16 protein-coding genes and 1 pseudogene are annotated in these 25,597 nt (G+C 71.0%); 10 read left to right on the top strand and 7 right to left on the bottom strand.

The features are described 5' to 3' along the window. Window position 1 precedes the first annotated feature (1 nt). Window positions 2–4,642: a HEAT repeat domain-containing protein gene (locus ACFV9H_RS02605; RefSeq protein ID WP_385392246.1), complete on the top strand. Its 4,641-nt coding sequence runs from the start codon at window positions 2–4 to the stop codon at window positions 4,640–4,642. 8 nt (window positions 4,643–4,650) lie between these two features. On the opposite strand, the pseudogene ACFV9H_RS02600 reads toward ACFV9H_RS02605, so the two are convergent. The 4 genes and pseudogenes from ACFV9H_RS02600 to ACFV9H_RS02585 all read right to left on the bottom strand — a co-directional run. After that, window positions 4,651–4,788: pseudogene (locus tag ACFV9H_RS02600) on the bottom strand (AraC family transcriptional regulator); the annotation flags it as partial. A 13-nt stretch (window positions 4,789–4,801) separates the two neighbouring features. Next, window positions 4,802–5,155 (bottom strand): UBP-type zinc finger domain-containing protein, encoded by a 354-nt coding sequence (locus ACFV9H_RS02595; protein ID WP_385392243.1) that lies wholly within the window; start codon window positions 5,153–5,155, stop codon window positions 4,802–4,804. Continuing rightward, the gene (locus tag ACFV9H_RS02590) at window positions 5,152–6,639 is read right to left on the bottom strand and encodes an ATP-binding protein (protein WP_385392240.1); all 1,488 of its coding nucleotides are present in this window, start codon (window positions 6,637–6,639) and stop codon (window positions 5,152–5,154) included. Before ACFV9H_RS02590 ends, ACFV9H_RS02595 begins: the two co-directional genes overlap by 4 nt. Further along, entirely contained in the window at window positions 6,636–8,312 is a 1,677-nt protein-coding gene (locus ACFV9H_RS02585; protein WP_385392237.1) for an FAD-dependent oxidoreductase, read from the bottom strand. Before ACFV9H_RS02585 ends, ACFV9H_RS02590 begins: the two co-directional genes overlap by 4 nt. 279 nt (window positions 8,313–8,591) lie before the next feature. Here ACFV9H_RS02585 and ACFV9H_RS02580 point away from each other — a divergent pair, with 279 nt between their 5' ends. Next, on the top strand, window positions 8,592–9,140 hold the full coding sequence (locus tag ACFV9H_RS02580; protein ID WP_385392234.1) for a rhodanese-like domain-containing protein: 549 nt from the start codon (window positions 8,592–8,594) through the stop codon (window positions 9,138–9,140). 17 nt (window positions 9,141–9,157) lie between these two features. Here the strand turns inward: ACFV9H_RS02580 and ACFV9H_RS02575 are convergent, their stop codons facing one another. Further along, entirely contained in the window at window positions 9,158–10,435 is a 1,278-nt protein-coding gene (locus ACFV9H_RS02575) for an extracellular solute-binding protein (RefSeq protein WP_385392232.1), read from the bottom strand. A gap of 565 nt (window positions 10,436–11,000) precedes the next feature. Between ACFV9H_RS02575 and ACFV9H_RS02570 the strand changes: the two genes are divergently transcribed. The 3 genes from ACFV9H_RS02570 (at window position 11,001) to ACFV9H_RS02560 (ending at window position 15,002) form a co-directional block, all read left to right on the top strand. Then, on the top strand, window positions 11,001–11,312 hold the full coding sequence (locus ACFV9H_RS02570) for a transglycosylase family protein (RefSeq protein WP_385392229.1): 312 nt from the start codon (window positions 11,001–11,003) through the stop codon (window positions 11,310–11,312). 693 nt (window positions 11,313–12,005) lie between these two features. Next, window positions 12,006–12,839 (top strand): ABC transporter ATP-binding protein, encoded by an 834-nt coding sequence (locus tag ACFV9H_RS02565; protein WP_385392226.1) that lies wholly within the window; start codon window positions 12,006–12,008, stop codon window positions 12,837–12,839. A 99-nt stretch (window positions 12,840–12,938) separates the two neighbouring features. Next, window positions 12,939–15,002 carry a SpoIIE family protein phosphatase gene (locus ACFV9H_RS02560; protein WP_385392223.1) on the top strand — a complete coding sequence of 688 codons (2,064 nt, stop codon included), beginning with the start codon at window positions 12,939–12,941 and terminating at the stop codon, window positions 15,000–15,002. Window positions 15,003–15,027: 25 nt separating this feature from the next. On the opposite strand, the gene ACFV9H_RS02555 is transcribed toward ACFV9H_RS02560, so the two are convergent. After that, window positions 15,028–16,527 (bottom strand): carboxylesterase/lipase family protein, encoded by a 1,500-nt coding sequence (locus ACFV9H_RS02555; protein WP_385392221.1) that lies wholly within the window; start codon window positions 16,525–16,527, stop codon window positions 15,028–15,030. Between the two features lie 163 nt (window positions 16,528–16,690). Here ACFV9H_RS02555 and ACFV9H_RS02550 point away from each other — a divergent pair, with 163 nt between their 5' ends. The 4 genes from ACFV9H_RS02550 to ACFV9H_RS02535 all read left to right on the top strand — a co-directional run bounded on the left by ACFV9H_RS02550 (window position 16,691) and on the right by ACFV9H_RS02535 (window position 21,908). Next, complete coding sequence (locus tag ACFV9H_RS02550) at window positions 16,691–17,491, top strand: MBL fold metallo-hydrolase (protein ID WP_385392218.1); 801 nt, start codon at window positions 16,691–16,693, stop codon at window positions 17,489–17,491. Window positions 17,492–17,494: 3 nt separating this feature from the next. After that, window positions 17,495–18,376, top strand: a complete 882-nt coding sequence (locus ACFV9H_RS02545) for a LysR family transcriptional regulator (RefSeq protein ID WP_385392216.1) — start codon at window positions 17,495–17,497, stop codon at window positions 18,374–18,376. A gap of 70 nt (window positions 18,377–18,446) precedes the next feature. After that, the gene (locus ACFV9H_RS02540) at window positions 18,447–19,502 is read left to right on the top strand and encodes a tartrate dehydrogenase (protein WP_385392213.1); all 1,056 of its coding nucleotides are present in this window, start codon (window positions 18,447–18,449) and stop codon (window positions 19,500–19,502) included. A gap of 540 nt (window positions 19,503–20,042) precedes the next feature. Beyond that, window positions 20,043–21,908, top strand: coding sequence for a glycoside hydrolase family 3 N-terminal domain-containing protein (locus ACFV9H_RS02535; protein ID WP_385392211.1), 1,866 nt, complete (start codon window positions 20,043–20,045; stop codon window positions 21,906–21,908). 76 nt (window positions 21,909–21,984) lie between these two features. On the opposite strand, the gene ACFV9H_RS02530 is transcribed toward ACFV9H_RS02535, so the two are convergent. After that, window positions 21,985–23,358 carry a cytochrome P450 gene (locus ACFV9H_RS02530; protein WP_385392208.1) on the bottom strand — a complete coding sequence of 458 codons (1,374 nt, stop codon included), beginning with the start codon at window positions 23,356–23,358 and terminating at the stop codon, window positions 21,985–21,987. Window positions 23,359–23,950: 592 nt separating this feature from the next. Here ACFV9H_RS02530 and ACFV9H_RS02525 point away from each other — a divergent pair. Further along, window positions 23,951–25,579 (top strand): AMP-binding protein, encoded by a 1,629-nt coding sequence (locus ACFV9H_RS02525; protein WP_385392205.1) that lies wholly within the window; start codon window positions 23,951–23,953, stop codon window positions 25,577–25,579. Window positions 25,580–25,597 lie beyond the last annotated feature (18 nt).

Genomic DNA, 25,597 nt, shown 5'->3' with positions numbered 1-25,597 from the left:
GATGATGACGCAGGCGGACAAGCCCTTTCAGGATGCGCTGAGTCGAGCTGACGTCGGCTGGTTGGCCGGCCATCTTGACGCGCGGATCTGCTCGCCGGACGTCTTCGGACGTCTCATCCGGCACGACGATCCCCGCCTGCGGCATCTGGGGTTGGTCCTCCTGGCCGAGCGCGTCACGTCGGGCCGGACGGGCGACGAGCACGAGATGGCCGAACTCGCGGGACTGCTGCCGGTATCGGTGGAGGGACCGCCGGAGGCGGTGCTCGTCCTCGCGCGGCTCCATGAACGGCTGGGGCCGTATCTCGGGGGGCTGCGCCGGCCGTCGTGGCGTACGGCCGAGTTGCCGGCAGGCGTACGGATCGCTTGGCTGCGCGCCGAACTCCTGAACGAGCCGACGGTGATCCGGAAGGAGCCTCCGGGCGAACTGCTGTACCAGGCCGTGCGGGGAACAACCGTCACCTGCGCGCACCGGCCCGAGCAACTCGTGAACGAGCTGGTGGACAGCGACGACCCGGTGTTGCAGGCCGAGGCCCTACGGCTGGCCCGACAGGGACTGCACGCCGGTCTGCTGGCCCCCGCACTGGTTCGCGCACACGTGATCAGCCTGCTCGGTTCCGCCGGCGCAGATGTCGTCGCCGCCGCACTGGGTGAACTCGCCGAGCCGTGGGCGGCGTTGGAACCCCTGCCGACGGGACGCCTGTCTCCCCTTCTCACCGCCGATTCGGCGATCACCCGGCCCGAGGCGGCCGATGCCGCACTCGCGGTCGCGGCCCATCACGGGCACGGTGACCTGCTGCGGCAGGTCGTTGACGATCCGGACCTACCGCCGGGTCTTCGTCGGCGCGCGATGGAGTTGCTCGGTGACCTGGCGGACCGCGGTGACATCGGCGTGTTGACGGCCGTCGCCGCACGGGACCCGTTGCTGTTCGGCGGGCCGACGGTGACATGCCTGCGCGGGCTCCACCGGCGCGGGCACTTCCCGGACGCCGAGGACGCCCCGTCCATCATCGGCCTGGCGCTGGCCGACCACTCGATTCCACCCCACGAGATCGCGACGATCCTGTTCACCTGCCGACAGGTGATGTTCCGTGTACTGGTGGATGCGGCCGCCGACGATCCGAGCTGGCCGCGGCGGCTGACGCTGCTGGTCGCCCTGGCCGGACAGGGAGCGGAGGAGCTCCCGATCGGGGACGCGATCACACGGGTCCTACCCTCGGCTCCCGCGCCGGGGCCGTTTCTCGACGCGATCCGCGCGATGCGCCATGCGGATGCCGAAGACGCCGTGATCGCTCTCCTGCCGTCGGCGCCCGCGGCTGCTCTGGACGCTCTGGAGGCGATCGGCGGACACCGGACGACGACCGCGTTGAGGGACGGGCTCGGTCTGACCACGGAGGAGGGCATGGGCGTGATGGCGCCCCATCTGCGCGCGGTGCGCAACAGCGCCCTCGAGCTCCTGTGGCATCTGACCCACGATCCGTCACAGCGGCGTGCCCTCCTCGTCCGTCTCGATCCCGCCGATCTGCCGGCTCGCATCGCGGCGGACCTCGGTGGCCCGGACGAGCAGGAACTGGCCCTCCTGAGTTCCCATCTGGACCCGGACGACCCGGTGGCGGCACTGTGCAGACTGGCCGCCCACGGCGGCGCGGGCACCGTGCCGGTCATCGCGGACCTGCTCCTGCGCACCGTCGCCGAGCTCGCGGCGTCCCGGGAGCCGGGCGGAGCCGCCCCGCGTCTCGAACACGGACAGCCCGCGGGGGAGCCCGTGGTACCCCAGGAGGTCCTGGATGCCGTACACGGCCTGGGCCGTCGTCTCCACGAGCGCGGACGGATCAGGCCGTCCTGCCTGCTCGACGCGGCAACCGCACGAGAGGCCGGACACGCACTCGTCGCGACCATGGCGCTCGATCTGCTGGACCGCCCCGGACTGTCGAGCGCCGAGCAGGCGATCCTGCTCGAACTCCTGCTCCGGGCCCCGTACGCGCGCACCCGTGCGCGGGTGCACCGCCTGCTGCGGCACCGCGACCGGCACGTGCGCAAGCACGTGATCGCGTTGCTCGCACGCGACGCCACGGGGGACGACGCCCAGGCGCTGTCGGCGACCTTGATCACGCTGACCGCCGCCCAGGACATCCAGACCGTCCGGCAGGCGCTGCTCGCACTGGGTCACGCGCGGGCCCGCTGGGCCTCCACCACGATCGCCGCGTGTCTCGGGCATCCGAACATGAACATCAAGAAGACGGCCGCCGAGGCCCTGGTCCGCGCGGGCACGCACACGGCGGTACCGGCACTGCTCTTCCGGCTCGGGCATCACGACAATCCGGGGCTGCGCGACACGCTCATCGAGGCGCTGCGCGCCATCCTCGGCGACGCGTACGCGGCGGTCGTCCTCGCCGCCGCCGAACACGGCGAACACGGCGAAGACGGCCGCCCCCGCGAACTGCTGCCGGCGGGCCTCGACCGCACCCTCCCGGCGCGCTCGGTCCTCGCACTGGACGACCGGGCCTCACGTATCGCACCGACCCTGCTCGCCCTGGTGGCGACCCGCCGGGTGCGCCTCGCTTCCGGGACGATCGAGGAGCTGTCGACGGCCATGGCCAGGCACGGGATCACCACGCCCGCCGCGGCGCGATCCACGGTGGACACCGGAGCGGACCTCGACGTCAGGTCGCTGACGACGGAGGGCTGGAATCCGTCGGTCGCGCTCCGCCTCGCCGAACGGCCTGAACCGCCCCACCCCATCCGGCTGCGGGTGCTGCGGCCCATGCTGCCGGACTGGCTCCACCTGGCCGCCTCCGAACCCGCAGTCCGGGGCCGCGTACTGCGGCTCACGCTCCGGCTCTGCCCCGCGCCGTGGACGCCCGAGGAACTGACGGCCTTCGCCCGGTCCACCGGGTCCCTGCTCGACGGACTCGCCGAGGCTTCGGCGGGAGACCGTGACGACCTCATCGCGGTACTCGAAGAGGTCGCACCGACTCTGCCGGCGGCCCGGAAGCCAGCCGTCGCCGACGCGGTACGCGCGCTGCCCCCCGCACCCGCGGGAAGCCGGTCCACACTGACGCTGCTCCGCGACCTCGGCGCGGTGCTCGTCCGCGCCGACCTCGATCGGGCACTCGCTTCGGCCCGGCTGAACCCCGACCCGTGGGAGGCCGAAACCGCTGTGCTGCGCGAGGCGTTCGCCGCCCCACGGTCCCGGGCGGCCACCGCGCCGGCCGAGGCCGAGGCCGATACGTGGCGAGCCGCGCTGGGTGCCGCAGTGCGCACACCGAGCGCCTTGGAGGAGTTCCGCCGACTCTGCCGGCAGCACGAGGGAATCCCTGGCTCCCGGGACCGCCTGGCCGCACTGATCGATGTCTACCCCTCCGCCGGCCCCGAGGTCCGCGCCGCCCTCATCGACTGGATGACCACCGTCCAGCCCCTGGACGCACCACCCTGGACCATCACCGAGAGCACCCGTGCGCCGGCGCCGCGACCGCGGACCGTGCACATCGACGACCTCGACCAGCCCCGTTCGACCGCACTGCGGGAGCGCCTGCTGGCCATGCTGGAGGCATCTGCTCCGGACCGCCGGCACGCCGCGGCACTGGCACTCATGGAGTGGCCCGAGCCCGAGGCCGGGCTTCCCGTGCTCAGAGCGTTCCTGCACGGTCGCATCGACGTACCCGTCGGTCTCGACCTGGCCCGCGCACTGGGCGCCATCGACGAGACGGAACTGCGCGCGGACGGCATCCTGCACGACAGGGTGGCCCTCGCGGCAAGCCGGCTCGACCCCGGGGACCTGGAACCCCTGGTCCCGCTGCTGCTGGAATGGTGGGAGCACGACCCGCCGTCCGGCAGCTCCGCGGCCGGGCGGGCGCTGCGCCGGGTCCCCGCCGACGTGCTGGCCGAGCGCCTCGGCGATCGCCTCGACGCCGGCGCCTGGGGGTTCCTCGACCTGCTCTGCGGGCGTTCCCTGCTGCGTACCCCCGCGCTGACGCGGACCAGTCGACGGCTGCGCGCCGAAGGACGCGACGACCTCGCGGACGGGCTCGTCCTCGTCGAGGGTCCGCTGCGCCGCCCGGACGCCGCACGGCAGGACGCCGCCGCGCTGGCAGCGCTCCGTGACCGTGCCCCGGCCGCGTCGGCACGAGAGTCACAACCACCCTCCCGGGAGGAGCTGTTGGACCTGGCCCGTACCGGCGACCCGGTGCGGATCCGTCAAGCGCTCACGCGACTGACCGAGGGACACGGCGGCCCGGACCCGGACCGGGACCCCGGCCTGCGGGACCTGATCGGTGAGTTGCTGCGTCACCCCAAGCCCAAGGTCCGCCTGCACGCCCACCGGACCTCGCGGGCCATGCTGGACCGGGAGACCTACCTGCACCACACGTCGATCCTGCTGGACGACCCCCAGCCGAACCTGGTGCGCACGGCGATCCGGACGCTCTGCCACGCGACCTGGGCGCGCGCGATCCCCGCCGTGACCGGAATGCTGGAGCACCCCCATCCCGTCGTCCGCAAGGCCGCGGCCGAGGGGCTCGTCACCATGGGCACGCAGGCGATCCCCGCTCTCAGACATGCCGCCGTCCACGTCCGCCCCGACAAACGGTCCCTCTACACAGAGGTTCTCGAACAGATCACGACCACCCTGCCCGGTCCGTACTAGACCGGTCATCAGGGGACGCGGCCGAAGGTCCTGCGGTGGGCGCCCGGAGCGGTCCCGTACGCTGCTCTGAACCGGCGCCGCAGATCGAGAGCGGACGAGAGACCCACTCGGGTGGCGACGACTTCCACGGAAAGATCTGTTTGTTCGCGCGGCATCGGTCTAGCGGTGGAGCAGGTTCGGCCAGTTCTGCGGGACCCGGTCGGCGGGCCCTGGGGCCGGCTGGTCGGCCGGGTGGCCGACCGGCGGGGTCAGTTCGGGTCCGGACTCGTACAGGGCGTCGGTGGAGTAGTCCCAGTACCACTCTTCGCCCGGTTCGAAGCTCTGTACCAGGGGATGTCCGGTGGACTGCCAGTGGGCGGTGGCGTGCCGGGCCGGTGAGGAGTCGCAGCAGCCGATGTGGCCGCATTGGGCGCAGCGCCGCAGGTGGAACCACCACCCGCCCACGGCATCGCATTCCGCGCAGCCGGTTCCGCTGGGCGGGGCGCTCGGGTCGATTCCGCTGGTCTCGGTCATGCGGGCTCCTCGTCGGATTCGGCTTCCGCTTCGGCTTCGGTCAGGGTCTCGGTTTCGGGGACGGTCAGCGGCAGCAGCACCTGGAACCGGGTGTCGCCCGGGACGGACTCGACCTGGAGGCTGCCGTGGTGCTTGTTGACGACGATCCGCCAGGAGATGTCCAGGCCGAGACCGGTGCCTTCGCCGACCGGCTTGGTCGTGAAGAAGGGGTCGAAGATGCGGCCGCGGATGTCCTCGGGGACGCCGGGGCCGGTGTCGCGGAACTCCACGAGCAGGCGGTCCCCTTCCCGGGCCGTGCGGACCGTCAGGCTGCCGTCGCCGCCGGTGCTCCCGATGGCGGCCACCGCGTTGTCGATGAGGTTGGTCCACACCTGGTTCAGTTCCGCCGGGTAGGCGGGCACGTCGGGGAGGGAGCGGTCGTAGTCCTTGACCACCCGCACCCGGGGGCCGATCTTGCCGGACAGCATCAGCAGGGTGCTGTCGAGGAGTTCGTGGACGTCGACGACGCGGTGCGGGGCCCGGTCGAGCTGCGCGTACTGCTTGGCCGCGTCCACGAGGTGGGAGATGCGGGTGGTGGAGTCGTCGATCTCGTCCATCAGCAGCTCGGTCTCGACCGTGTAGTTGAGCCAGCCGATGGCTCCCGGCAGGATGTCCTCGGCGACGCTCGCCGCGACCTGATCCAGCCAGTCCGTGTCCAGCCCGGCCTGGACGAACGTCGGCGCGACCCGCCAACCCTCCGGGAAGCCGTGGTCCTCGAGCCAGTCGGCGAGCTCGTCCTCCCGGTCGGCCGCTTCCAGCGGGCTCAACACCACGGCCTTGGCGACGCGTTCGGCGGTGCGTTCCTGGATCTCGATCAGGTCCGCGAGGGCTTCGCGGGAGTAGGGGCCCTTGGCGATGACGGCCAGCTTGTGCCGCATCTTGCCGACCCGCTCACGCAGCGCCGCGGTGGCGCGGACGGCGGCCGCGGCCGGGTTGTTGAGCTCGTGGGTGAGACCGGCGGACAAGGAGCCGAGCGCCAGCAGGCGTTCGCGCTGTCCGATGGCCCGCTGGGTGTTCCTGGAGCCGAAGAAGAGCCCCTCCAACAGGTGCGCCGCCATCGGGAACCACTCCCGCATGACGTCCGCGAACGACTGCGCGGGCAGCACGAAGAACCGGGTGGGCTCGGTCACCCGCATGGAGTTGACGTACGTCTGCGGCACCTGGTCGCCCAGGTACGCCTGCATGGCGCCCGCGTACACGCCGCGCTGCGAGGTGCGGCTGACTTCCACGTCGTCGCCGCCGACCCGCCGGTACAGCACGACGGTGCCCTCGATCATCACGTAGAAGCAGGTGGCCGGGTCGCCCTCGGTGTACACCGGCCCGGCGTCGAACCGTTCCACCCGTCCCTCGGCGCACAGCCGTCCGAGCTGCTCCGGGGAGAGCTTCTCGAACAGGAACAGCGAGCCGATCTCGTGCGGGTCGCAGGACATGATCTGCGCGTTCATGACTGCTCCAGGTACCGGTGGACGAGCATCACGGCCATGGCCCCCTCACCCACGGCGGACGCGACGCGCTTCGCGGACCGGGCGCGCGCGTCGCCCGCCACGAACACGCCGGGAATGCTGGTTTCCAAGTGGTACGGCGGCCGGTCCAGTTCCCATTCGGCCGGCGGCCGCCCGTCCGGCGTGAGGTCCGGGCCGGCCAGGATGAAGCCGTTCTCGTCGCGCAGCACCGTCCCGTCGAGCCAGTCGGTCAGCGGGGCCGCACCGATGAAGACGAACATCCACTGGGCGTCGACGACCTCGGTGGCGCCGGTCACGGCGTCCCCCAAGGTCAGCCGTTCCAGGTGCTCCGCGCCGTGCGCCGCCTCCACGACCGTCCGGGGCCGGACGGTGATGTTCGGCGCCTCCTCGATCTGCTGGATCAGGTAGTACGACATCGAGGCCGCCAGGGACTCCCCGCGCACCAGCAGCGTCACCGACTTCGCGCCCCGCGCCAGGTACACCGCCGCCTGCCCGGCGGAATTGGCGCCGCCGACGACGTACACGTCCTGGCCCTCGCAGGAGGACGCCTCGGTGAGGGAGGAGCCGTAGTACACCCCGCGGCCGGTCAGGTCGTCGCAGCCCGGGGCCCGCAGCTGCCGGTACGACACGCCGGTCGCCAGGATGACGCTGTGCGCGGCGACCGCCGAGCCGTCGGAGAAGCGCACCACGCGTGCCGCACCGTTGACCTCCAGCCCCGTGACCTCGCGAGCGGTGAGGATCTCGGCGCCGAACCGGCCGGCCTGGCGGCGGGCGCGGTCGGTGAGCTGCGCACCGGACACGCCGTCCGGGAAGCCGAGGTAGTTCTCGATGCGGGAGCTCTGCCCGGCCTGCCCGCCGGTCGCCGACCGCTCTACCAGTACCGTCCGCAGCCCCTCGGAGGCCCCGTACACCGCCGCGCCGAGCCCGGCCGGGCCGCCGCCGATGACGACGAGGTCGTAGAACTCGGCGGTCGGCGTGGTCGCGAGCCCCACGCGGGCGGCCAGTTCGGGTGTCTCCGGCTCGATCAGCGCGGTGCCGTCCGGCGTGATCACCAGGGGTAGCCGGTGGCCGTCGGCCCCGGCCGCGTCCAGCAGCCGCCGCCCTTCGGGTTCGTCGGACGAGTACCAGCGGTACGGCACCTGGTTGCGGGCCAGGAACTCCCGCACCTGCGAGGAGTGTGCCGACCAGCGGTGCCCGACCACCTTGGTGGCGGGTACCGGCCGGTAGTCGCTGGAGCGCCAGGCCGTGAGGAGATCGTCCAGGACCGGGTAGAGCTTCTCCTCCGGCGGGTCCCAGGGCTTGAGCAGGTAGTGGTCCAGGTCCACGACGTTGATCGCGTCGATCGCCGCGTTGGTGTCGGCGTACGCGGTGAGCAGCACGCGCCGCGCCCCCGGGTACACGCCGAGGGCCTGCTCCAGGAACTCGATGCCGTTCATCTGCGGCATGCGGTAGTCGGCAAGGATCACGGCCACCAGGTCGCCCCGCAGCTTCAGCTCGCGCAGTGCCTCGAGCGCGGACTCGCCGGACTCGGCGCGCACGATCCGGTACCCGCCGCCGTAGCGGCGCCGCAGGTCGCGGGCGATGGCGCGCGAGACCCCCGGGTCGTCGTCCACGGTCAGGATGACGGTCCGCGCTGCGTCGGTGGCCTGCGTCATGCTTCACCGCCCTGCGTGCTCCGGACGGCCGGCACGGCGAGGTGCCCGCGCCGGCTCCCGCCCATCGTATGTTCGATCGCGTGGGACCGCTCCGGTACGCGGCGGCAGGCCCGGCACGACGCTGGGGGTGTTGCCGCGGCATGGCGAGTTCGTGGCGGTCGCGCGAGGTCCCGTGACGAGAGCTTCCGCGGTGCCTAATATCCCCGGCAGGGTCCCCTGACCTTGTGAATCGCCCCCCGACCGGGCTGCCCCCCGCTCTCCGCAAGGACGCGTTCCGCCATGACTGTTTCCCGTGCCATCGGAGTCGGCGAGGCGCAGCCGCGCCTCGGCGAACTGACCGTCGTCGACGTCCGCACTCCCGGTGAGTTCGCAACCGGCCATCTGCCGGACGCCCTCAACGTGCCCCTCGACCGGCTCGCGCGGAGCGTGCCGGACCTGAGGGAGGCCGCCGAGCGGGAGCCCCTGCTCGTGGTGTGCGCCTCCGGGGGGCGCTCGGAGCGCGCCGTCACGGAGCTCGCCGTCCACGGCATCGCCGCCTCCAGCCTCACCGGGGGCACCCGCGCCTGGGTGGCCGCCGGGCACCGGCTCGAGCATCCCGCCGGGCCCGTGCGGGCCGTCTGGGCGATGGAACGGCAGGTACGGTTCACCGCCGGAGGCATCGTGCTGCTCGGCCTGCTCCTCGGGCTTTTCGTGGACCCGGCCTTCTCGCTGCTGTCCGGGGCGATCGGGGCCGGCCTCGTCTTCTCCGCGGTCACCAACACCTGCGGTCTGGCGGTACTGCTCGGCCGGCTGCCGTTCAACCGCCGCGGCGCGAAGGCCAGGGAATGAGCCGCCCTCCGGGGCTTTCAGGGCGCCCCGGCATCGCCCGCCTTGACGGCGATGTCCTCCAGGACGCTTCTTGGGTCGCCGCCCGGTTCCACTGCGCGCCCGATGTTGCGCTTGATGGTGTTGCTGACGGTCACCCAGGACGGGTCGTTCACCGGGTAGAGCCTGGCGGTGCGCAGCGCGTTCAGGAAGTCCCGGTCGGTCTGGCTGAGGCCACCGCCGGCGGCCGGGGTGCGTGAGGCGGAGACGGTGGACGGCAGTAGGTGGTAGCGGCCTGCGAATTCCGACAGGTTCTTGTCCTGGTAGATGAAGCCCAGGAACTTGCTGATCCCGTCACGGTTCCCGTTCTGCTTGAACGCCATCATCCAGTCGGCCACGCCCACGGTCGGCGGGCTCTCCTCGGAGCCGAGGTCGTCCGAGACGGGCATGGCGATGGTGCCGACGCCGATGCCCTTGGCGCGCGCCTCGTGGTAGAGCGAGGGGTAGCCGTTGAGCATGCCGACCTCGCCGCGCAGGAACGCGGCGAAGGCGTCGGCGCGGTTGAGCCGGGACGGCGGGGTGGGGCCGGTCAGCCCCGGGGTGACCAGCTGGTCCTTCACCCAGCTCCAGGTGTTGATGTTCCGCTCCGACGCCAGGCTGTAGTTGCCGCTGCTGTCGGCGTAGCCGCCGCCGTTGCTCAGCTCCCAGATCAGCGCCTCGGCGTGCGCCTCCTCCGGGCCCAGGGGCAGGGCGTACGGGAACTTCACGCCCTTGTCCTTGAGCGCCTGCGCGGCGGTTTTGAGCTCGTTCCAGGTCTTGGGGGGCTTGACGCCGGCCGTTTTGAAGAGCCCCTCGTTGTAGAAGAGGAGGCGGCTGCTCGCCACGAACGGCAGACCGTAGAGGGTGGTTCCGACGGAGCCCGCCTCGGCGAGGGGCTGGAGGAAGTTCGCCTCGGCGCTGACGGAGAGGAGCTCGTCGGCGGAATAGAGCTTGCCCTGCGCGGCGAAGTCCGAGTAGGAGCCCATGAGGGCCATGTCCGGGGCTTTGCCGGCCTTGACCATGCGGGAGACCTCGCTGTCGATGTCGGCCCACGGCAGGAGCTTCACCTCGACCTTGGTACCGGGGTGCGCGGCAGTGAAATCACGGGTCACCTTGTCCCAGAAGGCCTTGGAACTCGTGGCCGGAGTGTCTCCGTACTCGGCGGCCACCAGGCGGAGTGAACTGCTGTCACCGGATTCAGAACTGCCGCATCCGGAGAGCGGTACCAGCAGACCGAGCGCGACCGCGGTGGCGGCCGTGCCGAAAATCCTTCGTCGCACGGGTTTATTCCCCTGATTTCGCTTGGATTTCGCAACTGCACATGTCACAACGCGCCGAGGGTGCCCCGTGGCCCGTCGGCCGGAATCATCTCCCGACGTTGACGAATTTGATTCCGCCAGAGGTGAATGTGTGGCTGATGATCTAATTCGGGCTTTCTTCATTGGTGCTTTCCGACATGTGTTTGGCAATTCGGACGCGCGTAGACCTGCCGAAAGCCCGTCTCCGGCCGGTCAGGGGGAGTTCAGGACGTATGAGCACGTTGGGCGCTTGTGCCCTCGGACCCGTGGGGATCGGGGTGGTGCGGTGCTCGTGTCGGAGAAGGAAGAGTGCGCAGACGAGAGCTTCGCGAAGGGCCGTAGAGCGTCCGTTCGGGTGGCGTCAACCCGTCGAGGGCGTCAAATTCGGCGGGAAGCGCGTCGGTCCGTGCTCTGCTGTGGCCACGGCCCGAAGGTGGCCGTGCGCGGGCCCGCCCGCTGTTCGTGGCAGGCCCGCCCCAACAGCGAAGGAGGACTGATGTCGTGCCACCGGAGGGACCGGCGAAGCCGGAACGCGAGGGGCCAACTGATGGCCGCTGCACTCTTGTTGATCGTTGCTCTGCTGGACGTCTCCGGGGCGCACGCCGCCGCGGTCCACTCCAAACCCGGCGCCGATTGGGACGCCATCGCCCGGTGTGAATCCGGGGGGAACTGGAAGGCGAACACCGGCAACGGCCATTACGGGGGGTTGCAGTTCACCCGGTCGAGTTGGAGGGCGGCAGGAGGTCGCAAGTACGCACCACGCGCTGACCTCGCCACGAAGGCGGAGCAGATCGCGACGGCGAGGAGGCTCGCCAGGATGCAGGGCATGGGCGCCTGGACCTGCGCACGCCGCCGCTGACGGGGCACCCGACAGGGCGGCGTTGCCGCCCTGTCGGGCCGGTCGCGACCGAACGCTCCCATCGCCGGCTGGTGTTGCCGACCGCGTCGATCTTCCCGCCGAACCGACCTGGTGGTTGGAGGCCCGGCCGCCGATCCGGACCGGACGCCCGAAGCTCTGGAGTTCCTCAAGCCGGGTTGGTCCGGTGACCGGACGGGGGATCCCCCTGACACGGGCCGATCGGGGCCGGAACGGGGAACGGGGGTAGGGGCGTGGAAGTCCTGGTGATCCTGGGGTTCATCCTCATCGTGGTGATCGTCGCGGCGTCGGGGGGAAGCGGCGGGTCGTCGAGTGGGCGGCGGCGCAAAGGCCCATGGAGCGACGGCGGCGGGGGCGGCTGTGGGGGCGGCTCGTCCTGCGGAGGCGGTGGAGGTTGCGGGGGCGGCGGGGGCGGCGACTGACGCTCCGATGTGGGCCGGCGCGGGAGCCTTGCCCCGCGCCCTCCCACCGCCGGTGGGAGGGCGCCGCCGGCTTGCCAAGACGGCGTTGCTCCCGCCGCCGCGGCAGGGGATCGGAGCCGAGATATCGCGCAGTATTGACGATCGACATTTTGGCGCGGTGTCGTGCATGATCAGACGTGCGCCGCACGCCGCGCGCAGAAGAGTGGACCGTACAGCTATCGTTGCGCGCGTCAGCGCCAGGCAGGGAGCGACCATGGACACGCCCGCGCAGCCTCGGACCGTCGCCGCGCTCAACGCCGCGAGCGTGCGCCGTTTCGCCACCGGGCTGGTGATCCTCGACCGGATCGACTGGACCGTACGCTCCGGGGAGCACTGGGCGTTGCTCGGTGCGAACGGCGCGGGCAAGACGACCGTGCTGCGCCTGATCGGTGCGCTGATGCACCCCACCGACGGAACCGTCGAGGTCCTCGGCCACCGCCTTGGCCGTGTGGACATGCGCGCACTGCGGGCGCGCATCGGCCTGGTCTCCAGCGCGCAGCGCGTCCCCCAGGACGAGACCGCGCACACGATCGTCCTGACCGGCGCGACCGGGACCGTTCAGCCGTTGTGGCGCATGTACGACGCCGGGACCCGCGAGCGCGCCCACGACCTGCTCGCCGAGCTGAACTGCAAGGATCTGGCCGACAGGCCGTACGGCGTGTGCTCGGGCGGCCAACGGGCCCGCATCCTCATCGCTCGCGCGCTCATCGCCGACCCGTCCTTGCTGCTCCTCGACGAGCCGTTCAACGCGCTCGACCTGCCCTCGCGCGAGGACCTGATCGACGCCCTGCACCGCCTCGCCCTCGGTCGCCCGGATTTGGCGACCGTCACGGTCACCCACCACGTGGAGGAACTGGCCCCCAGTACGAGCCACGCGCTGCTGCTGCGCGAGGGCCGAGTGCACACGGCGGGCGCCGTCGCCGACGTCCTGACCGGCGACTTGCTCACCACGTGCTTCGGGCGCCCGATCGAGGTCAGCCACCACGACGGCCGGTGGGCGGCCCGGTCCGGCCACGGCCGGCGGCCGACGAGTGCGGAGGCGCCGTGACCGGCCCGTAGCGGAGGGCCGTCCGCCGAGGGTGCGTGCCGCGGGTCGCCGGGTCTCCGCTCGGGGCAGATACTGGAGGTCACGGTGCGTGGAGGCGACATGCGTGAACCGGAGCGTCGTGGCCCGAGGCCGCCCTCGGTGCCCTTCAGCGAAACGGCAGCGGTCGTACTGGACGACGAAGGTGTGGTCGTCGCCCGCTCGGAGTGGGCCGCGAGGCTGCTGGATTGCTCGCCGGGTCAGACCTGTGCGCCCTTTCTGGGGTTGCTGCCGCCGGCCGGAACGGATACGGGACCGTTCGGCCGGCAGGTGACCGTTCCGAGCGGCGATCACGCGGGTCAAGAGCTCACTCTGCTCTGCACGGTGGTCCGGCTCGCGGCGCGCACGCGAGGCGGTTCCGGCGCCGACGCGCAGTGGCTCGTCCTGGTCGCCCCGGCGGAAACCGCGGGGGAGGCAACCGAGCGGGATGCGCGGCGACGCCGTACGGGGCTGTCCCACGCCGCAGCCGCGGGCATCGGCGCCTCCCTGGACGTGACCGAGATGGCCGAGACCCTCGTGGACCTGCTCGTCCCCGATTTCGCCGACCTGGCGACCGTGGACATCGCCGAGCAGGTACTGGTGGGCGACGAGCCCCCGCACCTCGACGCCAGCGGCGACGTCCGCCTGCGCCGGACCGCTGCCGCGCAGAGCCCGGAGATATCCGCCGAAGACCTCCTGGCGGTGGGAGAGGCGCTTCCTCCCGTATCGGACAGTTCGTTGATGCGGCCCCTCATGAAGGGGCTGCCCGTGCTGGTGCCGGACGTCGCCATCCTGCACGCGGAGCTCGGCGTGAATCCGGAGAGCCTGCCGTTGTTCGTCCCGAGCGGGGCCCACTCCTCCGTGGCGGTGCCGCTGTACGCGCGAGGTCTGATCCTCGGCTGCGTCACGGTCTGGCGCAGTCAATTGCCTTCCGCGTTCGGCGAGGAGGACGCCGTCCTGCTGCAGGACGTCGTCTCCAGGGCAGCGCTCGGCGTGGACAACGCGCGCCGCTACACCAAGGAACACCTGTCGGCGGTGGCCCTGCAGCGAAGCCTGCTGCCGCGCTCGGCCCTGGACTCCGCCGCCGCGGAGACGGTGGGCGTCTATCAGCCGGCGGGCGGCGGTTTGGGGGTCGGCGGGGACTGGTTCGACGTGATCCCCCTGCCGTCGTTGCGCGTCGGCTTCGTCGTCGGGGATGTCGTCGGCCACGGCCTCGATGCCACCGCGGCCATGGCGCGACTGCGGACCGCGGTGCAGACCCTCGCCGACCTCGACCTGGATCCGGGTGAGCTCCTCACACACCTGGACGACCTGGTGCTCGGTCTCTCCGGCGAGGAGATGACCGGCGATTCGCGCTCCGAGACGGCGGTGCTGGGAGCGACGTGCCTGTACGCCGTCTACGACCCGGTGACAAGGAAATGCGCCGTTGCCACAGCGGGACATCCGCCGCCGGCCGTGCTGTCGCCCGGTGAGGAACCGGACTTCGTCGGCATGGCGCCCGGACCGCCCCTGGGAATCGGCGGAATGCCCTTCGAGGTAACGGAGTTCGGCGTACAGCCCGGCAGCACGCTCGCGTTCTTCACGGACGGACTCGTCGAGAGCCGTAGCGGTGACATCGAGGAAGGCATGGAGAGACTGAGGAGCGCACTCGCCGGCGCGAACCCGGACCGGACCCTGGGCGAGTTCAGCCAGGACATTTTCGACAGCGTGCTGCCTCAAGAGCCCTCCGACGACGTCGCCCTGCTGCTCGCCCGCACCCACGCCCTCTCGTCCGATCAGGTCGCCGAGTGGGAACTGGAAGCCGACCTGTCCCTCGTCGCGCACGCCCGTGAACTGGTGGTGGGCCAGCTGGCCGGCTGGGAGTTGGACGAACTGAGCTTCGTGACGGAGCTCGTCGCCAGCGAGCTCGTCACGAACGCGATCCGCTACGCGGGGGGACCGGTCGGGCTCCGGCTGATCCGCGACCGGGTGCTCGTCTGCGAGGTGTCCGACCCCAGCAGCACTCAGCCGCGCCTGCGTCGTGCACGGGAGACGGACGAGGGCGGGCGCGGCCTGTTCCTCATCGCCCAGCTCGCCGACCGCTGGGGCTGCCGGTTCACCAGTACCGGGAAGACCATCTGGACGGAGCAGCCCATAGACATGCCGTAGGTCCTCCGGGTGCCGCGGTGTTCCGTCAGTGCGGCGTGGGATGTGAAACGGCCGCGGTGACGGCGTCGAAGCACATGGTGGTGCGGGATTGCCGGTCGTACCGGTCCCAGCGCGGCATGCCGGGGTGGTTGGGGTCGCCGGTGCGTACGAACGAGATCCATGCCCGGTGCATGGTCCTGGCGAGGGCGTCCCTGATCCCGGTGTCCATGCCCGCCAGGAACGGCGCGTGCGACCACGTGTCGAAATTGTCGAAGACGAACGGCAGGTCCAGGCAGTGCGGGGCACCCATGCGGCCGTCGTGCGCGGGGGTGGGGAAGCCGAACTCGTACGCCCAGACCGGGCGACCGCGTACCGCCCGCGCTTCCGCGAACTCCAGGGTGGGCTTCCTGAACAGCTCGTCGGTGGACAGGTCGATGAGGACGTCGATCGGCCGTGCGCCCGGGCGGGCGGCTTCGTACGCCGCGTACGCCTCGGCCGCGCCGTCACCGAAGCTGTCCCGTGCCCGGCGCAGCACCTGTTCCTTGGTGGCCGACGCGTACGCCTCGCCCAGCGCGAAGGCGAAGGCGGACTCCTCCCTGGTCCAGCCGATGAGGACGTCGATGTCCGCGCCCGGACCGTCGAGCAGGTTCAGGGCGGGTTGCCGCGGCGCCGTCCCGCCGTCGAGCACCGGCATGAACGGCGCGGTCCAGTGCCCCCATTCCATGGTGGCCGTGAGGAGTCCGGCGGTGGCCTCGACCAGTCGCGGCCAGGGCACCGTGCGCAGTTCGTCCTCGTCCTTCGCGCCGACGATCTCCAGATAGGCGGCGGTGCGGGCCAGGGACTCGGCAGGCGTGGCGAGGGGCATGGCGAGCGGGACGCTCTGGAGGATGGCTCGGTGGAAGAGGCGACCGTCACCTGCGTGGGCCGCGAGTGCCGCGGTGGAAAGGGCGCCGGCGGACTGGCCGGCGACGGTGACGTTGCCGGGATCGCCGCCGAAGGCGGCGATGTTGTCCTGCACCCAACGCAGCGCGGCGAGTTGGTCCGTGAGCCAGAGGTTGCCGCACTCGGCGCCGTCGTCCGAGGCGAAGGACAGCAGGCCGAGCGGCCCGAGCCGGTAGTTGAGGTTCACCACCACCAGGTCGCCGTGGAGCGCGAAGGTCTCGCCGGAGTAGTTGGGCATCGCCCCGGACCCGGAGATGAACGCTCCGCCGTGGATCCAGACCAGGACGGGACGGCGCGCGTCGTCGGTGCCGGGCGTCCACACGTTGAGCGTCAGACAGTCCTCGTCGAAGGGCGGGAAGCCGTGGCCGCCGAGTATCGGGTCGCCCTCGCGGACGGCCTGCGGGGAACCGGGGCCGTGCCTCGTCGCGTCGAGGGTGCGGCTCCATCCCTGATGCGGCTGCGCGGGGCGCCACCGGAGGGGCCCGACGGGCGGCGCCGCGTACGGCACGCCCTTGAACACGGCCAGGTCACCTTCGATGACGCCGCGGATCGGGCCCGAGCGAGTGTTCACGACGGGCGCGGTGCGGTCCTGGGCGAAACCCATCCAGTGCGTCCTTCCAGACCGGGATCGAGGATCTTGGGCCACTCCAAATTATTGCGATTTTGTGGCGAGCGTCAATATTATTCGATCCCCAGTTGAGGCGGAGGATCGAATGACGACGTGGCGCATCGGTACGACGACGATTCACAAAGTCCTGGAGGCGGAGGTGCCTGTCCCTGTTGCCGGGGCCCTGCGCACGGATGACACCGCGCTCCTGAAGAGGTACCCGTGGCCCGGTCCTGACTACAGCAGGGCGGACGGCACCTTCGTGCTCTCGGTGCACGGGCTGCTCGTGGACACCGGTACGCGCAGGATCCTCGTGGACACGTGCGTGGGCAACGCCCGGGCATCGGTGCCCTTCCTGCATATGCTGGACACCACATGGCTCGAAGACCTCACCACCCTCGGCTACCCTCCCGAATCGATCGACACCGTGGTGTGCACCCACCTCCACTTCGACCACATCGGGTGGAACACGCGCCTGGTGGAAGGGAAGTGGGTGCCGACCTTCCCGCGTGCGCGCCACCTGGTCACCCGTGTGGAATGGGACCACTGGGCGGACGAGGAGGAGACGAACCTCCCCGACACGATGCAGCCCCTGATCGACGAGGGTCTCGTCGACTTCGTCGGAACCGACCACCGGGTGTGCGACGGCGTGCGCCTGGAAGCCGCTCCCGGGCACACCCCGGGCCAGGTCGCGGTCGTGGTCGAGTCCGGCGGGGAGCGTGCCGTGATCACCGGTGACCTCGTGCACCACCCGGTGCAGTTCATCGAAACCGACGTGGCCGGCCTCGCCGACACCGACGCGGCGCAGGCCGCCGCCACCCGGCGGGCGTTCGTCGATCGGTACGCCGACACGGGAACGCTCGTGATCGGCACCCACTTCCCCGCCCCCACGGCCGGCCTGCTGCGCCGCGGCGGTGACGGGGCCGTGCGGTTCGTCGCGGACGCGGACGGCCTACGCTGAACCGTGGACTTCCGGCAGCTGACGTACTTCCTCGCCATCGTGGACCACGGCGGCTTCAACCGCGCGGCCGCGGCACTCTACGTGTCGCAGCCTTCCCTGTCGCAGTCCATCCAGGCCCTGGAACGCGATCTGGGCAGCTGCCTGTTCCATCGGATGGGCAGGAGGGTGGTCCTGACCGAGGCCGGTACCGCATTGGTCCCACGGGCGCGAGAAGCCCTGCACGCGCTGGAGCTGGCCAGGGCCGGCGTCGACGCCGTCCGTGAACTGCGCGGAGGACGCCTGGAGATCGCCGCGATGGCCTCACCCACGATCGATCCCCTCAGCACCATGGTCCGGCGCTTCGCCGAACGCTTCCCGGCGGTGTCACTCGGCCTGCGCGTGGCCCTCACCCGCGAGGACGTGATCGAGATGGTGCGCACGGGACGCTGCGAACTCGGACTGCTGACCACCTCGTCGCCGCTGCCGAGTCGGGACGTCGTCCCGCACCATGTCGGAGACGACAAGCTCGTCCTCGTCACCCCGATGGACGGCCCCTTTCCGCGCGGGCGGGCAGTGCGAGCGGAACAGCTCGAAGGGCATCGGCTGATCGTCGGGCAGAGGGGGACCGGGATCCGCACGTACGTCGACGACCTGAAGGCGCAGGGCGTCGACGTCCGCATCGCGGTGGAGACCGAACACCGCATGGCCTTCCTGCCCCTGGTGCTCGGGGGTGTCGGACTGGCGGTCGTGACGGAATCCTGGGCCGACCTGTCCGTGCGGGCCGGAGCCCTCGTCCTAGACCTGGAGCCGGCCGTCGTCCAAAGCAACGTCCTGGTGAGCCGGAAGGCGCAGCCGACGCCGGCTGCCCGTGCCTTCCTGGAGATCGCCGTCCCCCGCCGCTCATAGGACCGGCCTATGAGTCACATCGGGGATACGTGTTGGACCCGGACGGCGCCCGATTGCTGGAATTCGAGCCATGACGAACCACAGCATCGCCCTCATCCCCGGTGACGGCATCGGCGCCGAAGTCCTCCCCGCGGCACGAGAGGTCCTCGACACCGTCGGGAAGCGCCACGGCATCACGTTCACCTACGAGCAGTTCGACTGGTCCTGCGAGCGCTACCTCCGCCACGGATCGATGATGCCGGAGGACGGACTGGAACAGCTCCGCCGTCATGACGCGATCCTTCTCGGCGCAGTCGGATACCCGGGCGTGCCGGACCACGTCTCCCTGTGGGGGTTGCTCATCCCGATCCGCCGGGCCTTCGGCCAGTACGTCAACCTCCGCCCCATCCGCGTCTTCGACGGCCTTCCCAGCCCCGTGCGCGCGGCCATGCCCGGCGAGGTGGACTTCGTGGTCGTCCGGGAGAACACCGAAGGCGAGTACAGCGAGATCGGCGGTCGGATGAACCGCGGATGTCCCGATGAAATGGCCGTGCAGCAAGCGGTGTTCACACGGGCGGGAGTGACCCGGGTCCTCGACTTCGCCTTCGAACTCGCCGAACGGCGCGGCGGCCGGCTCACCTCGGCGACGAAGTCCAACGGCATCGTGCACACCATGCCCTTCTGGGACGAGCTGGTGGCCGAGCGCTCCGCCGAGCACCCCACGGTCGAGTGGAACCAGGAGCACATCGACGCGCTGGCCGCCAAGTTCGTCCTCGACCCCGCACGCTTCGACGTCGTCGTCGCGTCCAACCTCTTCGGGGACATCCTCAGTGACCTGGCGGCAGCGGTGGCCGGCGGCATCGGCATCGCTCCGTCCGCCAACCTCAACCCGGGGGGCGAGTACCCGTCGATGTTCGAGCCGGTCCACGGATCGGCTCCCGACATCGCCGGGCAGGGCGTCGCCAATCCGATCGGCGCGATCTGGTCCGCCGCCATGATGCTCGACCACCTCGGCCACCCCCGGGCCGCGGCCGACATCACCGACGCCATCGCCCGCGTCCTGGCCACCACCCCGGTGCGCACGCGCGACCTCGGCGGTCGCGCCTCCACCGTCGAATTCACCTCCACCATCCTCCAGCACCTCTGACGGGTCGCCGAGGCCGCGCGGGAAGCGGCCCGGGCGCAGCAGGATGGCGAAGCCTGGTGGACGTTCATCGTGGCCTGGATCAGGCACCAGGCGATGCCGACGAGCCGAGCCGTGCGGTCCGGACGGTGCCCAGGAAGGCCAGTCCGGCCCGGGCGCCGGCGCTGATTACACGTATTAACGAATGGGTGAGCACCGAGTAGCGCGCGACCCGCGGTCCCCGCTGGGAGCGGAAGTCGAGCTGCCCGATGACCGCGCAGACCCTGACTTGACCGCCGGAGCGGCAGGCGGCGCTCGCCGTGGAGAATCGGCGGAGGTCACAGGCTCCTGTTTCGCGAGTTACACGTGTAATCTCTCGGTCGGGGACGCCGCGATGGGGGAGCGGCGTACCGGCCCCGGGTGCGGCGGGAGCGCCCGGGGCCGGTGAGGCTACCGACTTCGGTCGACCTCAAGGCGCCGGTCCCCGCAAGCAAGAACCGGCCCATGGCGCCCGCACCCCGCGCGGGCGGCCCGTACGCCTTTTGAAGCTCGGAGGAGAATTCGATGGCACACACTCCGGCGGCCCGGCCGCGCGTCCTCGCCGCCCCGGACGGCACGCCGTTCCGCGATCTGAACGGCAACGGCGTCATGGAACCCTATGAAGACCCCCGGCTTCCCGTGGCCGAGCGGGTCGCGGACCTGCTGGCCCGCATGACGCTGGAGGAGAAGGCGGGCCTCCTCTTCCACACCATGATCGCCATCAACCCCGACGGTTCCCTCGTGGAACCGGAGCCGGGAGCACCCGACGACGACCCGATGCGCGCCTCCACCTCAGCGATGGTGACCGGCAAGCTGATGAGCCACTTCAACCTGTTCGGAGCGGCCGCCCCGCGCCGCATGGCCGAGTGGAACAACCGCCTCCAGGATCTCGCCGCCACGACGCGCCTCGGGATCCCGGTGACCATCTCCACCGACCCCCGCAACGGATTCGTCGACAACCCCGCGGCGAGCGTGCAGACGGAGGGGTTCTCCCTGTGGCCGGAACCGCCCGGCCTGGCAGCCGTCAATGACGAGGAACTCGTGCGCGGCCACGCCGACATCGTGCGTCAGGAGTACCTCGCCGTCGGCATCCGCCTGGCCCTCCACCCGACGGCCGACCTGGCCACAGAGCCCCGCTGGCCCCGCGTCCTCGGCACCTTCGGCTCCGACGCCGAAGTGGCCGCCCGCATGGTCGGCGCGTACATCCGGGGGCTCCAGGGCGAGACGCTCGGCACCGCCGGCGTCTCGACGATGACGAAGCACTTCCCCGGCGCCGGACCACAGCTGAACGGCGAGGACGCGCACTTCCCGTACGGACGCGAGCAGGTCTACCCCGGCGACAACTTCGACTACCACCTGATTCCTTTCGAGGCCGCTTTCGCAGCCGGCACCTCGCAGGTCATGCCGTACTACGCCATACCTGTCGGAACGCCATACGAGGAGGTCGGCTTCGGCTTCAACAAGGGCGTCATCACCGGTCTGCTGCGCGAGAAGTACGGGTTCGACGGCATCATCTGCACCGACTGGGGCCTGGTCACCGACACACAGATATTCGGGAGTCCCTTCCCCGCTCGCGCCTGGGGCGTGGAGGAACTGGACCGGCTCACCCGGGTGGAACGCATCATCGACGCCGGAGCCGACCAGCTCGGCGGCGAGGCGGCCCCCGATCTCATCGTGGAACTCGTCCGCACCGGCCGGGTGACGGCCGAGCGCATCGACAGCTCGGTCACGCGGCTGTTGACGGAGAAGTTCGTCCTCGGCCTCTTCGACGATCCGTACGTGGACCCCGACGGCGCCGCGCGGATCTGCGGCAGCCCGGAGTTCACCGCGGCCGGCCTCGCCGCGCAGAGCCGCTCGATCACGGTCCTCAAGGACCGTCCCGGCGACGCGACGCAGCCCTTGCTGCCGCTCGCTCCCGGGATCAGGATCTACGCCGAGGGCGTCGACCCCGCCGTCGCGGCACGGTACGCGACCGTCGTGGAGAGCCCGGAGGAGGCCGATGTCGCGGTGCTGCGCATCGCGGCCCCGTACGACAAGGAGCGGACGACCGGTTTCGAGTCGTTCTTCCGGGCGGGCCGCCTCGACTTCACCGAGGACGAGCTGCGGCCCGTACTCGAGGTCGCTTCCGCCGTTCCGACCGTCGTCGACATCTTCTTGGACCGCGCGGCGGTCATACCCGAGATCGCGGACCGGGCGGCGGCCCTCGTGGCCGACTTCGGCGCCTCGGACACCGCACTGCTGGATGTTCTCTTCGGCCGGGTGGCGGCCGAAGGGCGGCTGCCCTTCGAGCTCCCCCGCTCGATGGAGGCTGTCGTCGCCGGGCACGAGGACGTGCCCAACGACTCCGCGGACCCACTGTTCCCTTACGGGCACGGCCTCCGGCTCGGCTGACCCGGCTCGGCCAGGGGGTGGCCGCAGCCCGGCAGCGGCCACCCCCGTGGGGACTGAGCGGTTCCGGTGGGTCGAATCACCAACCGTTCATGGAGTTCCACCAGGCCCACGCCTGCTGCGCGGGGCTGCTGTCGGCTGCCCGCGCGTCCTGCTGCCGCTTCTCCGGTACGCCCATCACGGCGGGGATCGCAGGGACGTCGGCCGGGGCGTTCGGGCCAGGCCGGATCGGGGCGAACGCCACCGGCAGTGTGTCCGGGGTGCCGCTCCACAGGGAAGGCTGCCGACGCACGGCGGTGTCGCGATCGCCGGGTCGGACCAGGCGCAGCCGACGCATCAGGACGTCGACGGCCGTCTCGGCGATCGAACGGGCCGCTTCCTTGGCGGGGCATCCGTGCGAACCGGTTCCCCAGGACAAGTGGGCTCGACGGCCGAGGTCCCCGGCGTCGTGGACGAGGAGGTCGGTGTTGGCGGCCGTCAGGCAGGGAATGAGCAGGTCCCCGGCGCGGACCTCGCATCCCGCGAAGACGAGATCGTTCCGCGCCCAGCGCCCGGCGATGTTGGGTATCGACGAGCCGTCCCACAGCGCCCGGTCGGCGATGTCCGAGACGGTCATCCGCCCGCCGGCCACCGCGGAATTAAGACGGGCATCGTCCATCAGCAGGCGCATCGTGCCACTGATCCAGCCGATGGTGCTCTCCCCTCCCGTGAAGAGGATGGCCGCCAGGTCGTGCGCGACCTCGGCCTCGGTCAGTCGGGCGGAATGGGCCAGCAGCCATGACGTGAGATCCGGGCCGGGCGCGTCACGCTTCTGGGCGACCAGACGATGCAGCGTCCGCATCAATTCGGCCTCGGCGCGGGCCGCGTCGTGGGCGGCCCCGGCGATCGAACCGAGCAGCGCGGCGATCCTCCGCTCCTCGGACTCCGGAAACCCGATCAGCACCCTGAAGGCGAACCACACCAGGGGATGCGCGTATTGGGTGACGAGATCGGCGGTGCCGTTCATGTCCCATCCGTCCACCAACGTCTCGGCCTGCCGCCTGACGGCGCCGCGCAGCCGGCGCAGGTCGACACCGTTCACGGTCTCGGTCACGGCCTGGCGCTGACGGCGATGTGCCTGGTCGTCGAGCCGGTTCAGCGCCGGACGCCGGCCCAGCACCGCCAACAGGCGGGAGCCCTCGGGCAGGGAGCCCTCGATGATCGAGTTCCAGCGTCGTGCGTCGCTGGAGAAGGCCCGCTCGTTCCACACGACCTCGAGTGCCTCCTGGTAGCCCATCACGAGCCAGGCTCCGACCCCCGGAGCGAGTTCCACGGGCGCGATCGCCCCCCAGCGTCGGCGCAGGGCCTCGTAGACGTGCCGCGGATCCTGGGGAAGCAGGCCGCCGTGCAGCTGAACCAGGCCGCCGTGAGCCGGAACGGGGCATTCATGCGGTGACTGGCTGCTCTGATCCATCGGGCTCCGTCCACGAATGGCGATCGTCAGGGATGGGGAGGGGCTCGCCTTGGCGGTGAGCCTGGATAACGCGTGTAACTACCACGCGCAAGCGGTCACAGCGCTGACCGCGGGCGCGAGCGAGGGTGTGACCACGGGCGGCGTATCGGCGAGGTGGAGGTGGAGCGCTTCGTTGCCCGTGGGTGGAGCGGGATCGGTGTGGTCATGCCGCAGGAGCGCGGGGCCGGGGCCCGGTGAGTCGCCGCCCGGCGCATGACCCCTCAGGCCGGTGGAACTCGCCTACACGCCGAGTCCGTCCCGGCCCTGGCCGCGCGCCCGGGGAATTCGGCCACCACGGGCGGCCCGGCCGGAAGTGCCTGCGGGAAATTCACGCTTCGTAACGTTTGTCCGAAATGCTTGAACCTCTTCAGGGGAGATGCCTAGCATGTTACACGTGTAACACCGCCTTTGGTCGGTGTCCGCATCCCGGCGTCGGCGAGCGGTCGCGCAACACGCTGTTAACAAAATCAGGTATCGCGCATCATTGACGGTCGCAAGTTTGGCGACATACTTGCTTCATTCTCCCGCTGCCCCGAGATTGAGGTGCCGCCCTATGGAGCTCTCCCCGTCTGCTCATGTCGACACGTTCTGTCGCGATCGACTCCCACCCTTCGCCCTCTGGCCCGAACTGCACTTTGATCTACCGGAGTTGGACTACCCGGACCGACTCAACTGCGCCCAGCGCCTGCTCGACGACGCCGTCCGGCGCTGGGGCGCCGACCGACCCTGTCTGCTGACTCCCACGGAACGGTGGACGTACGGTGACCTGCTGGAGCGCGCCAACCAGGTCGCCCAGGTGCTCACCGAGGACTTCGGCCTCGTCCCCGGCAACCGGGTCCTGCTGCGCGGCCCCAACAACCCCTGGCTCGTGGCCACTTGGTTCGGGGTCTTGAAGGCCGGCGGTGTCGCCGTCACGACCATGCCGCTCCTGCGCGCCGGTGAGCTCGCGGAGCTCTGCGAGATCGGCCGGCCGACCGTGGCCGTGTGCGACCACCGCTACCTAGAGGAACTCGCCGCCACCGCCACCGGCACTTCCGGCCCGGCCCTGCTGGCCTACGGCGGTCCGGGCGAGGAGGACCTGGTCGCGCGGTGTGCCGCGAAGGACGGGCGGTTCTCCAATGTCGCCACCGCGTCGGACGATGTCGCCCTGATCGCCTTCACCTCGGGAACGACGGGCCGGCCCAAGGCGACCCTGCACTTCCACCGCGACGTGCTGGCCAACGCCGACACCTTCTCCCGCCATGTCCTGCGGCCCCGACAGGACGACGTCTTCACCGGAACCCCGCCCCTGGCCTTCACGTTCGGGCTCGGGGGACTGGTGGTCTTCCCGCTCTCCGTGGGCGCGGCGACGCTGCTGATCGAACACGCCGCGCCACAGCAGTTGGCCGAGCTCGTGGAGGAGCACGGGGTCACCGTGCTCTTCACCGCGCCGACCGCCTACCGGGCCATCATGGCGGCGGGTGCGGTGGGTCGGCTGTCCGGCCTGCGCCGCTGCGTGTCCGCCGGAGAGGCGCTGCCGGCGGCGGTGTGGGAGGAGTTCCACGCCGCCACCGGCCTCGGCATCATCGACGGCATCGGCGCCACCGAGATGCTCCACGTGTTCATCTCGGCCTCCGACGACGACATACGCCCCGGCTCCACGGGCAGGCCCGTCCCCGGATACCGTGCCCGCGTCGTCGACGAACAGGGCGAGCCGGTCCCGGACGGGCGGCCCGGATTCCTCGCCGTCACCGGCCCCACCGGCTGCCGGTACATGGAGGATCCGCGCCAGACCGTCTACGTCAGGAACGGCTGGAACATCACCGGCGACACCTACATCCGGGACGCCGACGGCTACTTCTGGTACGTGGCGCGGAGCGACGACATGATCGTCTCCTCCGGGTACAACATCGCCGGCCCCGAGGTCGAAAAGGCGCTCGCCACCCATCCCTACGTCGAGGAATGCGGCGTCGTCGGAGCCCCGGACGACAAGCGCGGAATGCTCGTCAAGGCGTACGTGGTCCTGCGCCCCGGCGTCGCGCCCGACGCGGCCACGGTCAAGGAACTCCAGAACCACGTGAAGCGGGCCGTCGCGCCCTACAAGTACCCGCGCGCCGTCGAGTTCGTCGCCGACCTCCCGCGCACGAGCAACGGAAAGCTCCAGCGTGCCGAGCTGCGCAAGCGCGCCCGGCACACCTCTTAGCGGCCGAACGAAAGGCAC

It is taken from the genome of Streptomyces sp. NPDC059874, from assembly GCF_042731135.1.
Taxonomy (GTDB): Bacteria; Actinomycetota; Actinomycetes; order Streptomycetales; family Streptomycetaceae; genus Streptomyces.
The sequence above is the reverse complement of the archived record's forward strand: the minus strand, read 5'-3'. Positions and strand labels throughout refer to the sequence as shown.

Coding starts and splice junctions, on each gene's coding strand:
- ACFV9H_RS02605 (WP_385392246.1), top strand. CDS start 2: ATGATGACGCAGGCGGACAAGCCCTTTCAGGATGCGCTGAGTCGAGCT.
- ACFV9H_RS02595 (WP_385392243.1), bottom strand. CDS start 5,155: ATGACCGAGACCAGCGGAATCGACCCGAGCGCCCCGCCCAGCGGAACC.
- ACFV9H_RS02590 (WP_385392240.1), bottom strand. CDS start 6,639: ATGAACGCGCAGATCATGTCCTGCGACCCGCACGAGATCGGCTCGCTG.
- ACFV9H_RS02585 (WP_385392237.1), bottom strand. CDS start 8,312: ATGACGCAGGCCACCGACGCAGCGCGGACCGTCATCCTGACCGTGGAC.
- ACFV9H_RS02580 (WP_385392234.1), top strand. CDS start 8,592: ATGACTGTTTCCCGTGCCATCGGAGTCGGCGAGGCGCAGCCGCGCCTC.
- ACFV9H_RS02570 (WP_385392229.1), top strand. CDS start 11,001: ATGGCCGCTGCACTCTTGTTGATCGTTGCTCTGCTGGACGTCTCCGGG.
- ACFV9H_RS02565 (WP_385392226.1), top strand. CDS start 12,006: ATGGACACGCCCGCGCAGCCTCGGACCGTCGCCGCGCTCAACGCCGCG.
- ACFV9H_RS02560 (WP_385392223.1), top strand. CDS start 12,939: ATGCGTGAACCGGAGCGTCGTGGCCCGAGGCCGCCCTCGGTGCCCTTC.
- ACFV9H_RS02555 (WP_385392221.1), bottom strand. CDS start 16,527: ATGGGTTTCGCCCAGGACCGCACCGCGCCCGTCGTGAACACTCGCTCG.
- ACFV9H_RS02540 (WP_385392213.1), top strand. CDS start 18,447: ATGACGAACCACAGCATCGCCCTCATCCCCGGTGACGGCATCGGCGCC.
- ACFV9H_RS02535 (WP_385392211.1), top strand. CDS start 20,043: ATGGCACACACTCCGGCGGCCCGGCCGCGCGTCCTCGCCGCCCCGGAC.
- ACFV9H_RS02530 (WP_385392208.1), bottom strand. CDS start 23,358: ATGGATCAGAGCAGCCAGTCACCGCATGAATGCCCCGTTCCGGCTCAC.
- ACFV9H_RS02525 (WP_385392205.1), top strand. CDS start 23,951: ATGGAGCTCTCCCCGTCTGCTCATGTCGACACGTTCTGTCGCGATCGA.